Consider the following 12,765-nt stretch of genomic DNA (forward strand, 5'->3'; position numbering starts at 1 on the left):
TCGACCCCTGACGAGTGCCGTGTCAGACGGAATCGGCAGATTCACTTCGCCTGCGCCGCGAAGGACCGGGCGAGCTCCAGGACCTGATCGGGCTTCAGGGCGCTCTTGCCGTCCTCGCCGACGGTGAGCAGCAGAGCGACGTCGCCCTTGCCGCCGGAGTCGAGCCGAACGGTCACCACGTTCCCGCCCTTGCTCGCCACCGCCTCGCCGGGCTTGGCCTTGAAGGCCTTCTCGCCGTAGGTCTTCAACTCCTCGAGGGGCATGTCGCCGGCGGACTGAGCGGTGGGCAGGAGGTGGTTGGTCGCGCTCCCCGCCTCCGTACCGACGGTGTGGACCGTCAGATCCTCACCGCCCACGTGGTAGGAGCAGGTGATGATCCCGCCGGCCTTGCCGGCGAACGGCGACTGCGGATCCGTCGTCTTCGCGCCCTCGCCGGTCGCCATCGGCTCGCCCGCCTCGGACCCCGCCGCGCCGGCGCCGATCCCCTCGCCGACCTTCGCCGCGTCGGCCGCCTTGTCGGCGTCGTACGCGATCGGGCACGCGTCGGCCCCGTCCTTGCCGATCCCCTCGGCGAGCTCAATCACCCGGTCCACGCTCAGGGAGCCCCCGGCGTCCGCCCCCTCGCCGCTCCCGCAGCCGACGAGGGTGGCGAGAAGAACGGCGCTCGCGGCGGCCGTGGTTGCGTGCTTGGCTCGGATCATCACGGGGTGCTTTCTGGGAGGGGCTTCACGACAGGGTCCTTCGCCAACGGCTTGTTCTCGCAGCCGAGGGACTCTGTTGCCCTTCGTGTCAAGAGATACAGCAGTGTCATCTGCTCGTCCTGTGTTCCGTGATCGTGGACTGGACCGAGATTGACGGTGTACGACGCTTCGGCACGCAGGGAGACCTTCGCGGACCGTTCGCGTAGATCTCCAGGCATGACACAGATGACGTCGAGCGTCGAGGTCACGTCAGAGGATGTCCCGAAAGCGTTGCCGAAGTCGTAGGAGAAGGTCCCGCGCTCCTGTGACGGCTTGCTCGCGTCGACCCGTGGGACCCACTCGTAATCGATGCTGGTCCGGCCGACGCCCCTCTGGCCGTTTGGGAGGTACTGACATGCCGACACCGCGTACATCCTCGTATCATCAGGGAACAGTTGGAGATTTTCAGTCATCTTCTCCGCAAACCTGGACTCCCTATTGTTGAGGTTTGTCGTGAAGTTGTCCGCCCGCATGATCTGCCGCAATAGTGTCTCTTCGGTCGACTTCGACGAGATGTCGCAAAGGTAGTTGTCCGGGCGTTCTGCCTGCGGCGGCGCCTCGTTGGTGCAGGACGTCACGGCCAGCAGTGTGGCGATGGCCCCACAGAGCCAGAGGTGTGTCTTCTGCATGGTCACACCAAGTATCCCTTGGCGGCGCCGATTCCGGCGTCGTGTCCCTCGCCCGCCGCATCCCTCGCCGAAACGAACGGACCGTTGCCGAGGTTCTCGCGCTTGTTCCACTCGTCAAACATGCTATTCAGGCCGTCCTTTCCAGAAGAGTACGTGTCGCTCGACCCCTTCCGTGCCTGTTCCTCCGCCAGATCCTGCACGCCCTTGACCCAGTCGAATTTAGCGGCGTCGATCAACGCTCCACCTGCGGTACCTACAAAAGGAATTTCGCCGATCAGAGCGTTCCCAGCGATGGCCGTGTACTCGCCTGTTTCCTCCGCCCAGTCCGCCTTGTCCTTGCCCTTGTCCATGTAGACATCGGCGCCGATTTCGTCGAGGGCGCCCCTCGCCATACCGATGTTCCGTGAACGATGGTCCCAATCAGCGCTCTGTCCGTGCGTAGCGTTGGCCTCGAAGGGCGGAGCTTCCGCGAGTTGTTTCGCGGAATACGCGCGCTCGGCTTCGTAGAGCAAGGCGTACGACGGGCCGTCGTCCGCGATTCCGCGCATGACTCGGATCAGACTCTCCTGGCCAACCGCGATGTGCGCGTTATCGCCCGTGCCGGTGATGTCGTCCTTGCCCGCCGCCCCGCCGTACGCCGATTCCTGACCACTGAACGTGATGTGCGTGTCGGCCACGTAGTCCGCGAGGGCTCGCGCCATGGGCTGCTGCAGGTTCTTCAGGTCGTCCTTGGCCCACTCGGCACCTCCCTTGTCCTCGTCGAGGAACCTGATGGCGTTGTGCATGACCCGCGCCTGCCCCTCGGTGTGCGCACCGACCGGGCCGAGCTTCTCGCCGGGCTCGTGACCCGTCGCCGCCGCCTGAATGGCATTGCCGAGACCCATGGCCTTGGAGGGGTCGTCCATGAACTGGGGAGGGCCGTAGATGTTGTTCAACCCCACCTTCGGCCATTCACGATCGGTGAGAAGGAACTTCAGGTGCTCGTTCTCGTTGCCGGGAGCCTTGGGGTCCAGGAAGTACTGCGCGTCCGCGGGGTCCTTGCTCATGATGTTGAGCAGCCCGTCGAGCGGGTCGGCAGCGATGTTGGGACGCAAGACGTCTCGGAAGTGCTGCCAGCGGTCAGGGTCCTTCTTCTCGATCTCGATCATGTCGTGACCGAGCTCATTGAGGAACTCCTTGCCGTAGCCGTCCGGGTTCCCCTGGTTCATGAGCGTGACGAGAACCTGGTATCCATGTGTCGGGACGTTGTCGCCACGAGGGCCGGTCTCGTTGGTGACGACAGTGCCGCCAAGGCGCTTCAGGCCGTCAACGAACGGTCGGTAGGCGTAGCTGTTCGGGTCCTTCGTTCCCGAGGCGATCGTGTCAGCGAGTCCTGCGTTGATGGAGTTGTAGAACTTCTTGTCGGCATCTGAGACGCCCCGCTCATTCGCCGCCAGATTCATTCGGTCCGCGATCGTCAGAGCGGCATCAGCGCCCAGCGCGTGCAGGTACGCCTCACTGAAGTGCTTGTCCTTGGCGTTCTTCTCCAGGATCTCGCGGTACTGCTCCAGCTCCTTCTTCGAGGCGTCGCCGTTGCGCACCTTCTCGGAGAGGGCCAGGGCCTCCACGGCCTCCACGTCGCCCACCGGCTTGGAGTTGAAGCCCAGCGGCGCCGTGCCGTCCGCGCCCGAGGCGTTCAGCAGGGCGGTCTTGACGTCCTTGTCGAACTCCGTGACCGCATTGACCGCGTCGCTGATCTTCTTCGTGTACGACTGCTCCACCGACCGCAGGTCCGGGTCGTGCCGGATGGTGTAGGCCTCCTTCTCGGAGACCTTGCTGAAGTCGTAGCTCGCGACGCCCGACTCGGAGACCTTCATGCCCGCGTCGACCGCCTCCTTCACGGCCGTCGTCACCCGGCCCTTGAGCTCCGTGAACGTGCTGTGGGCGTCGCGCAGCAGCGACTCCATCGCCTTCGCTTCCTTCTGCGCCGCGTCGAGCTCGCCACGGGTGATCCCGAAGTTCACCGCACCTATCTGCTGGGCCTGACCGGTCCACAGAGGGCCGCCCGAGGCGACCTTCTGGACGTCCTTCTCGTACAGGTCCTCGACCTTCTTGAACTTCTCCGCCATGGTCTTCCAGCCGTCGGCGGCGGTGCTCAACTTGCCGAGGTCGGTCTGCAGGATCTCTTCGTACGTCGGCATCGCGCTCTTCCCCCTACAGTCCCGAGATCTTCGACTGCGCCACGAGGCCGTTGCCGGTGACGATGTCGTTGCTCTGGAACAGCGACGACGCGCCCCGGAGCGCGCCCTTCTCCGATTCCAGCCGCGCGTTCAGCCGCTTCACCTGGCCGTCCCAGTGCTCGTGGGCCTGCTTCAGGCCGGCGGCCGTCTCCCAGCCCTTGAAGGTCGTGATGGCGCCGGTGGTGCCCTCGTCGGCCGCGTCGGCGGCCGTCTTCAGGTCAGGCTGGATGTGGGTCTCGATGGAGTTGGCGGCCTGCTTCTTCTTCGCGGGCGTCGTCGCCAGATCGGGAGCGGTGCCTCCGCCGCCTCCCCCGTCCGCGGGGAGCTGGTTGAGGCGCATGCTCGCCGACTGATTCTCGATCGCCGCGCTCTTGGCCTGGGCCCACTCGTCGTTGAACGACATTGATTCCCCCTCGCTGGGTTAGGGCGATGTGTGCAGTGATGAAGTGTTCACGTCCACCGGCGACGACGCCGTGGGCCGTCCCCAGGTTCTCGGCGTGGGGCCGGCGTCCGCCCGCCCCCGCCTCTCCGCAGAACTCTCGGCGTGGCGGCCGGCACCCGCCCGCCGCCTCTCCGCTCCGCTCTCTCCGTTCTCATCGCTCCGGCATCCGCCCCGTCTGCACCAGCGTCGAGCCGCCCCGGCGCCCCACGAAGTAGCCGCGCCCCGGCGGCATCGGCCGCGGCCGGGCGCTGCCCAGGAGGTCGCCCTCCTGCGGGTCGCCCGACAGGACCACGCCCTGCGCGCCGAGCTCCTTGATGCGCTGCATGAACGCCTCGTACATGGAACGGGAGGCCCCCGCGCTGTTGCGCGCGATGATGAAGCGGACGCCCGTGTCCCGGGCGAACGGCAGGTACTCCGCGAGGGCGGCCAGCGGGTTGCCTCCGCTCGTCGCCACCAGGTCGTAGTCGTCGACGATGATGAAGACCTGCGGACCCGACCACCAACTGCGGTCCCGCAGCTGCTGCGGCGTCACGTCCTGCGGCGGCTGGCGCCGCGCGAAGACCCCGGCCAGCGCCTCCATGTGCATCTGCATCGAGCTCGCCATCGGGGCGTACTCCAGGAGGTGCTCCTCCGGCAGGCTGCCGAGCAGCGCACGCCGGTAGTCACCCACGACGAGCTTCGCCTCGTCGGGGGAGTAGCGCTCCGCGATCTGCTTGGCGATCAGCCGCAGCAGGTTCGTCTTGCCGGACTCGCTCTCGCCGAAGATCAGGAAGAACGGATCGGTGTCGAAGTTGACGAAGACGGGCTCCAGCCGCGTCTCGTCGATACCGATCGCGATGCCGTGCTGCGGGAACTCGAACCCCTTCGGCAGCTGGTCGGCCGGCAGCTTGTGCGGCAGCAGCCGGACGGCGGGAGCCACCGGGCCCGTCCACGCGCCCCGTACGGCAGCGACGAAGTTCTCCGTCCCCACCGAGAGGTCGCTCGACGAACCGGACCCGTCGATCCGCGGCAGCGCGGTCATGAAGTGCAGCTTCTCCGGCACCTGGCCGCGGCCCGGCACGCCCGTCGGGACGTTCGCCGCCACCTTCCGGTCGAACTCGGAGTCCATCACGTCACCCAGACGCAGCTCCAGACGGCTCAGCATCTGGTCCTTGATCGCCGCGCGGACCTCCATGTACCGGGCGGCGGTGATGACGACGTGGATGCCGTAGCCGAGACCGCGCGCCGCGATGTCGGAGACGATGCCCTCCAGCATGTCGTACTCGTTGCGGAAGCCGCCCCAGCCGTCGATGACCAGGAACACATCGCCCCAGGGCTCTCCCGGCAGTTCACCCGCGGCCCGCTTGCGCCGGTAGGTGGCGATGGAGTCGATCCCGTGCGAACGGAAGAACTCCTCGCGCCGGTTCAGTACGCCGAGGACCTCCGCGACCGTACGGCGGACCCGTTCGGGGTCGAGCCGCGACGCGACCCCGCCGACATGCGGCAGCTCGGCCAGCGACGCCAGGCCGCCACCGCCGAAGTCCAGCGCGTAGAACTGCACCTCGGCCGGGGTGTGGGTGAGCGCGAACGACGAGATCAGCGTCCGCATCAGCGTCGACTTGCCCGACTGCGGACCGCCGACCACCATCATGTGGCCCGCCGCGCCGGAGAAGTCCCGGTACAGCACCTCGCGCCGCTGCTCGAAGGGCTTGTCGATCAGACCGAGCGGCACCGTCAGACCGCCGGGACGGGTGTACTCGGTGGCCGTAAGACCGCGGTGCGCCGTCGGCGCGAGCCCCGGAAGCAGCTGGTCCAGCGAGGGCGCCTGGTCGAGCGGCGGCAGCCACACCTGGTGGGCGGGCACACCCTGCCCCTCCAGCCGGCGCACGATCACGTCGAGGACGGTGTCCGCGAGCGCGTCGTCCTCCTCCTCGCGCCGCGCCGCCAGATACGCCGGGTCGGGCGCCGCGTACACGACCGGCACCGGGGTCGCCGTGAAGACCGCCGGACGCCGCTCGATCGGCAGCGCCCCCGCCTCCAGGCGCGGCCCGCCCGTCCGGTACGTCCCCGAGACGTACGCGGCCTTGAACCGCGTCATCTCGTCCGTACCGAACTTCAGATACCCCGAACCCGGCACCGACGGCAGGTGGTACGCGTCCGGCACACCGATGGCCGTCCGCGACTCGGCCGCCGAGAACGTCCGCAGACCGATCCGGTACGAGAGGTACGTGTCGAGGCCCCGGAGCTTGCCCTCCTCCAGGCGCTGCGAGGCCAGCAGCAGATGCACACCCAGCGAACGGCCGATCCGGCCGATCTGGATGAACATGTCGATGAAGTCCGGCTTGGCCGTCAGCAGTTCGGAGAACTCGTCGATGACGAGGACCAGCGAGGCCAGCGGCTCCAGCGGGGCGCCCGCCGCCCGCGCCTTCTCGTAGTCGTGGATGTTGGCGTAGTTGCCCGCCGACCGCAGCAGCTCCTGGCGGCGCTGCAACTCACCGCGGATCGCGTCGCCCATGCGGTCGACGAGCGTCAGGTCGTCGGCCAGGTTGGTGATCACGGCCGCCACGTGCGGCATCTGGGACATCCCCGCGAACGTCGCACCGCCCTTGAAGTCCGCGAGGACGAAGTTCAGCGTCTCCGAGGAGTGCGTCACCGCAAGACCGAGGACGAGCGTGCGCAGCAGCTCCGACTTGCCGGAACCAGTCGCACCCACACACAGACCGTGCGGCCCCATGCCCTCCTGCGCCGCCTCCTTCAGGTCGAGCATGACCGGCTGGCCGTCCTCGCCGACACCGATCGGCACCCGCAGCCGCTCGGCCACCGACCGGGGCCGCCAGGTCCGCGCCACGTCCACCGACGCGGCGTCGCCCAGGTTCAGCAGGTCCGTGAAGTCCAGATTGGCCAGCAGGGGTTCGTCGTCGTCCCCGCCGCCCATCCGCAGCGGCGCCAGCTGCCGCGCCAGCGCCTCGGCGGCCAGCAGCGAGATCCCGTCCGGCACACCCTCGTACGCGAAGCCCCCCGCGGACTCCAGACGCAGCCGCCCGGGCCGCACGATCACCGAAAGGCCACCTCGCGGCTCGTCCAGCTCACCGTGGACCACCTCGACGATGGTCACGCCCTGCAGCCCCTCGGGCGCCGCGAAGAGCGAGTCCGGCGGCACCATCCCGCCGTCCAGGACCACGACCACGTGCGGCTGGTCCAGGACCGGCTGGCTGTCCCGGCTGAACCGGGGCCGCCCGTCGAGCCGCGCACGGACCAGCGACTCCAGCTCACCGAGGTCGTCGCCGAACAGCCGCCTCGTGCCCGCCCCGTCGACCTGGCCCGGCACCTGCGCGTGCGGCAGCCACTTCGTCCAGTCCCAGCGCTCCTGCGCCCCGCCCGCCGCCACCACCGCGAGCATCAGGTCGTCGGGGGAGTGCAGCGTCACCAGCTGCGAGACCAGGGCGCGCGCGGCGGCCTGCGCCGACTCCGGCTCACCGGAGACCGTCACGTGGTAGAAGGCCCGCATGGATACCGCCATCGGCAGCCCGTCCAACGAGCCGTGCACCGCGAGGAACTGCTGCATCGCGCCCGCGCACAGCGGCTCCAGCTCGTCCACCGGCGCGGTGTCCGGCGCCGCCAGCGGCGTCGCCAGCTGCTGGGCGCCGAGCCCGACCCGTACCTGCCCGAAGTCACTGTCGCCCACCCGGCGTTCCCACACCCGCGAGCCCTCGGCCACCACCGACCACAGCTGCTCGGGGGAGGGGTGCAGATACAACTGCGCGTCCCGCTGCCTGCGCGCCGTGCGCCGGACCGTACGCCGGGTCTGCGCGAGGTATTTGAGGTAATCACGCTGGACATCCGCCATTTGCCCCTGCGTACCCTTGCGGAACCGCACGAGCTGCGCGATGACCATGCCGACCGTCGAGACCAGCATCAGGATGCCCATGATGCGCATGAACGGATGGGCGCCAGGCATGAAGAAGAAGACCACCGACGAACCCATGCCGAGCATCGGCAGGAGCTGCATCAACATGCCCTCCTGCTGCCCCCTAGGAAGCTCCGGAGGAGCCTCCAGGACCAGTTCCTCACTGGGTACTTCCGGAGGAAGGGACCTCGGCGGGCGTTTGACGACGATCTGGCTCACCGGCGCATCAATCCCTCGTTACGGGCGGACTCCCCGCGGGAGTTCCGCACCGGCGCCCCTGCGCGACGGCCTCCCCCACGAGACCGCGATCCTACTTGCAGGCGCTCCGGCGCGTCCCCGGTAGGGTGGCGCGCGCACCGTGCGCAACCGCGAATCAGGGGGTCCACACACGTGAGTACGACCGCAGCGACCGGCTTCTGCCGCGTCACCGTCGTGGCGCCGGACAGCCGTATCGACGTCGCACTCCCCGAGGACATCGCCGTCGCCGACGTCTACCCGGAGATCCTTCGGCTCACCGGCCAGACCCAGGCGCCCGGCACCCCCACCGGCTACCACCTGGTCCGCCGCGACGGCACCGTCCTCGACGGCGCCCGCACCCTCGTCGCCCAGCAGGTCCTCGACGGCGAGATCCTCTCGCTGCGCCCCTTCGCCCAGTCGCTGCCGCCCGCCGTCTTCGACGACGTCTCCGACGCCGTCGCCTCGGCCGTCACCCGCGACCGCCACCTGTGGAGCGACGACCTGCTGCGCGGCGCCGGACTCGTCGGCGGCGTGCTGCTGCTCGTCCTGATGGGCTTCGTCCTCTGGTTCGCCGACCCGGTACGCCACGACATGCACAGCCTCCCCGGTGTCGTCGCCGGCGCCGTGGGCGTCCTGCTCACCGCCTTCGCGGGCGTCCGCGCCCGGGTGTACGCCGACCGGGCCACCGCCATCGCCCTCGGCCTCGGCGCCCTGCCCCTGCTGCTCATCGCGGGCTCCGGCATCGTCGCCCCCGACGCCGGCCACGGCCCCGGCCGCCTTCAGTTCCTGCTCGGCTGCGTGACCGTCCTGGTCGCCTCCGTCACCCTCGTCGCGCTCACCCCCAGCGGCGACGCCCCCTTCGTCGCGGCCACCTTCCTGGCCACCGTCGGCACCCTCGCGACCTTCCTGGCGATCGTCGCCGAGGCCTCCGCGACCGAGACCGCCGCCGTCTGCGCGCCCGTCGCCGTCGGCCTGGTCGCCTTCCTGCCCGGCCTCTCGGCCCGCTTCGCCCGGCTGCCCATCGGTTACGCCTCCCCGCGCAGCGCGGCCGACGACGAGTTCCACGCCGAGCCCGGCCGCGGCGGCGACGAGGCCCAGGCCGTCGACGGCGAGCGCATCGCGCTCCAGGCCCGCCGCGGCCACGAGATGCTCCTCGGCCTCGTCGGCGGCTGCGCGGCCGTCGTCGTCGGCTCCGCGGCCGTCCTCGGCTTCGCCGGCAACGTCTGGGGCCAGCTCCTCGCCCTCGCCGCCGGCCTCGCGATGCTGCTGCGCGCCCGGCTCTTCCGCTACACCTCCCAGGTCGCCTGCGCCCTGGTGGCCGGCCTCGCCGCCATCGCGCTGCTGATCCTCGGCCTCTCCCTGAACCCGCCGGCCGACCTGGTCAAGGACCTGCTGATGTACGGCGACCGCGGCGGCCTGGACATCCGTACGATCTGGCTCACCGCCACCGTCGCCGCCGGCGCGGCCCTCGTCACCGCCATCGGGCTGATCATCCCGAAGAAGGGCCTCTCGCCCTTCTGGGGGCGCCTCCTCGACCTGACCGAGGGATTCGTCCTGCTCTCTCTCGTCCCGCTCTGCCTCGCGGTCCTGGACGTCTTCATGGCGGCCCGCTCGCTCACCAGCAAGTAAGGGCGCTCCGCTCACCTGGTACGCTGTGTGACGGCCGTTTGTGTACGCGCTCCCGGATTCTCTGGGAGCTGCGCTCATCGGACCTTCGCCTCCGAGTCACGGAAGCTCCCCTGAGACCAAGACCAGGGGCACTCGTGGGCGCACGAACACCAAGAGGAGTACCGAGTGTCTCTCGACGCCGCTACGAAGAAGCAGATCATGGCCGAGTTCGGCACCAAGGAGGGCGACACCGGCTCCCCCGAGGTCCAGGTCGCGATGCTCTCCCGCCGCATCTCGGACCTGACCGAGCACCTCAAGCAGCACAAGCACGACCACCACTCCCGCCGTGGTCTGCTGATCCTGGTCGGCCAGCGTCGCCGCCTCCTGCAGTACCTGGCCAAGAAGGACATCCAGCGCTTCCGTGCCCTGGTCGACCGCCTCGGCATCCGCCGCGGTGCGGCCGGCGGTGCCAAGTAAGGACGCCGTGAAGGGAGCGGTTCCCACTTTTAGGGGGCCGCTCCCTTTGCTGTACGTGCGCGATGTACCGACCGGCACTTACTCTGGTCGCAACAACGCCACATCTCATGAGCGAGGAGCCGCCGGCACGCCGCCGGTCCTCGGTAGTGGCCCCCGGACCCCACAATCCCCGGGTGCTTCGATCGAAGACCGGCCCGCATCCGAAGGCGCGCTTCTCCTCCACCACCGTCCCCGGCCACACGGGCCGACGGACGAAAAGACGAACACGTAGGAGAAACCAATAGTGGAGAACGAGACCCACTACGCCGAGGCCGTCATCGACAACGGCTCCTTCGGCACCCGCACCATCCGCTTCGAGACGGGCCGCCTGGCCAAGCAGGCCGCCGGCTCCGCCGTCGCGTACCTGGACGACGACACGATGGTCCTTTCCGCGACCACCGCGTCGAAGAAGCCCAAGGACCAGCTCGACTTCTTCCCTCTCACGGTGGACGTCGAGGAGCGGATGTACGCGGCCGGCAAGATCCCCGGCTCCTTCTTCCGCCGGGAAGGCCGCCCCTCCGAGGACGCCGTCCTCACCTGCCGCCTGATCGACCGCCCGCTGCGCCCGTCCTTCGCCAAGGGCCTGCGCAACGAGATCCAGATCGTCGAGACGATCATGGCGCTCAACCCCGACCACCTCTACGACGTGGTCGCCATCAACGCCGCCTCCTGCTCCACGCAGCTGGCCGGCCTGCCCTTCTCCGGCCCGATCGGCGGCACCCGTGTCGCGCTGATCAACGGCCAGTGGGTCGCGTTCCCGACGCACACCGAGCTCGAGGACGCCGTCTTCGACATGGTCGTCGCCGGTCGCGTCCTGGAGGACGGCGACGTCGCGATCATGATGGTCGAGGCCGAGGCCACCGAGCGCACGATCGAGCTCGTCAAGGGCGGCGCCGAGGCGCCGACCGAGGAGGTCGTCGCCGCCGGTCTCGAGGCCGCGAAGCCCTTCATCAAGGTCCTCTGCAAGGCCCAGTCGGACCTCGCCGCCAAGGCCGCCAAGCCCACCGGCGAGTTCCCGGTCTTCCTCGACTACCAGGACGACGTCCTGGAGGCGCTCACCGCCGCCGTCAAGAACGACCTCGCGCAGGCGCTCACCATCGCCGGCAAGCAGGAGCGCGAGACCGAGCTCGACCGCGTCAAGGAGCTCGCCGCCGAGAAGCTCCTCCCGGCCTTCGAGGGCCGCGAGAAGGAGATCTCCGGTGCGTACCGCGCGCTGACCAAGAAGCTGGTCCGCGAGCGCATCATCAAGGACAAGGTCCGCATCGACGGCCGCGGGATCACGGACATCCGTACCCTCGCCGCCGAGGTCGAGGCCATCCCGCGCGTGCACGGCTCGGCGCTCTTCGAGCGTGGCGAGACCCAGATCCTGGGCGTCACCACCCTCAACATGCTCCGCATGGAGCAGCAGCTGGACACCCTCTCCCCGGTGACCCGCAAGCGCTACATGCACAACTACAACTTCCCGCCGTACTCCGTCGGTGAGACCGGCCGCGTGGGCTCGCCCAAGCGCCGCGAGATCGGCCACGGCGCGCTCGCCGAGCGCGCCATCGTGCCGGTGCTGCCGACGCGCGAGGAGTTCCCGTACGCGATCCGCCAGGTGTCCGAGGCTCTCGGCTCCAACGGCTCGACGTCCATGGGTTCGGTCTGCGCCTCCACCATGTCGCTGCTGAACGCCGGTGTGCCGCTCAAGGCCCCCGTCGCCGGTATCGCCATGGGTCTGATCTCCGAGGAGATCGACGGCAAGACCCACTACGTCGCCCTCACCGACATCCTCGGTGCGGAGGACGCCTTCGGCGACATGGACTTCAAGGTCGCCGGTACGAAGACCTTCGTCACCGCGCTCCAGCTCGACACCAAGCTCGACGGCATCCCCGCCTCGGTCCTGGCCGCCGCGCTGAAGCAGGCCCGTGACGCGCGTCTGCACATCCTCGACGTGATGAACGAGGCGATCGACGTTCCGGACGAGATGTCCCCGAACGCGCCGCGCATCATCACCGTCAAGATCCCGGTGGACAAGATCGGTGAGGTCATCGGCCCCAAGGGCAAGATGATCAACCAGATCCAGGAGGACACCGGCGCCGACATCACGATCGAGGACGACGGCACCATCTACATCGGTGCCGCCCAGGGCTCTCAGGCCGAGGCCGCCCGCGCCACGATCAACGGCATCGCCAACCCGACCATGCCGGAGGTCGGCGAGCGCTACCTGGGTACGGTCGTCAAGACCACCACCTTCGGTGCCTTCGTCTCCCTGATGCCCGGCAAGGACGGCCTGCTGCACATCTCGCAGATCCGCAAGCTCGCCGGTGGCAAGCGCGTGGAGAACGTCGAGGACGTGCTCGCGGTCGGCGCCAAGGTCCAGGTCGAGATCGCCGAGATCGACCAGCGCGGCAAGCTCTCCCTCGTGCCGGTCATGGCTGACGAGGACGCCGCGGCCGAGGACGCGAAGGACGACACCGACCAGTGACGTCCCGTAGTTCCGTGACGA

General features: G+C 68.9%; 8 protein-coding genes. 3 read left to right on the forward strand and 5 right to left on the reverse strand.

Annotation, left to right across the window (positions count from 1 at the left end; translation table 11 throughout):
• Positions 1-41: 41 nt before the first annotated feature.
• The 5 genes from ACWF79_RS30145 to eccCa all read right to left on the reverse strand — a co-directional run bounded on the left by ACWF79_RS30145 (position 42) and on the right by eccCa (position 8,135).
• On the reverse strand, positions 42-704 hold the full coding sequence (locus ACWF79_RS30145) for a hypothetical protein (protein WP_453731335.1): 663 nt from the start codon (positions 702-704) through the stop codon (positions 42-44).
• Complete coding sequence (locus ACWF79_RS30150) at positions 701-1,375, reverse strand: hypothetical protein (RefSeq protein WP_453731336.1); 675 nt, start codon at positions 1,373-1,375, stop codon at positions 701-703. The genes ACWF79_RS30145 and ACWF79_RS30150 overlap by 4 nt, the downstream gene beginning before the upstream one ends.
• The gene (locus ACWF79_RS30155) at positions 1,372-3,477 is read right to left on the reverse strand and encodes a hypothetical protein (protein WP_453731337.1); all 2,106 of its coding nucleotides are present in this window, start codon (positions 3,475-3,477) and stop codon (positions 1,372-1,374) included. Before ACWF79_RS30155 ends, ACWF79_RS30150 begins: the two co-directional genes overlap by 4 nt.
• An 85-nt stretch (positions 3,478-3,562) precedes the next feature.
• A complete protein-coding gene (locus tag ACWF79_RS30160; RefSeq protein WP_453731338.1) occupies positions 3,563-3,991 on the reverse strand; it encodes a hypothetical protein in 429 nt (142 codons plus the stop codon).
• Positions 3,992-4,181: 190 nt separating this feature from the next.
• The gene (eccCa, locus tag ACWF79_RS30165; protein ID WP_453731339.1) at positions 4,182-8,135 is read right to left on the reverse strand and encodes a type VII secretion protein EccCa; all 3,954 of its coding nucleotides are present in this window, start codon (positions 8,133-8,135) and stop codon (positions 4,182-4,184) included.
• 171 nt (positions 8,136-8,306) lie between these two features.
• Between eccCa and eccD the strand changes: the two genes are divergently transcribed.
• The 3 genes from eccD to ACWF79_RS30180 all read left to right on the forward strand — a co-directional run bounded on the left by eccD (position 8,307) and on the right by ACWF79_RS30180 (position 12,744).
• Positions 8,307-9,782, forward strand: coding sequence for a type VII secretion integral membrane protein EccD (gene eccD / locus ACWF79_RS30170; RefSeq protein WP_453731340.1), 1,476 nt, complete (start codon positions 8,307-8,309; stop codon positions 9,780-9,782).
• A 165-nt stretch (positions 9,783-9,947) separates the two neighbouring features.
• On the forward strand, positions 9,948-10,238 hold the full coding sequence (rpsO, locus tag ACWF79_RS30175; protein ID WP_158991116.1) for a 30S ribosomal protein S15: 291 nt from the start codon (positions 9,948-9,950) through the stop codon (positions 10,236-10,238).
• 283 nt (positions 10,239-10,521) lie between these two features.
• A complete protein-coding gene (locus tag ACWF79_RS30180; RefSeq protein WP_453731341.1) occupies positions 10,522-12,744 on the forward strand; it encodes a polyribonucleotide nucleotidyltransferase in 2,223 nt (740 codons plus the stop codon).
• Positions 12,745-12,765: the final 21 nt, after the last annotated feature.

The organism is Streptomyces sp. NPDC054975, from assembly GCF_053609105.1.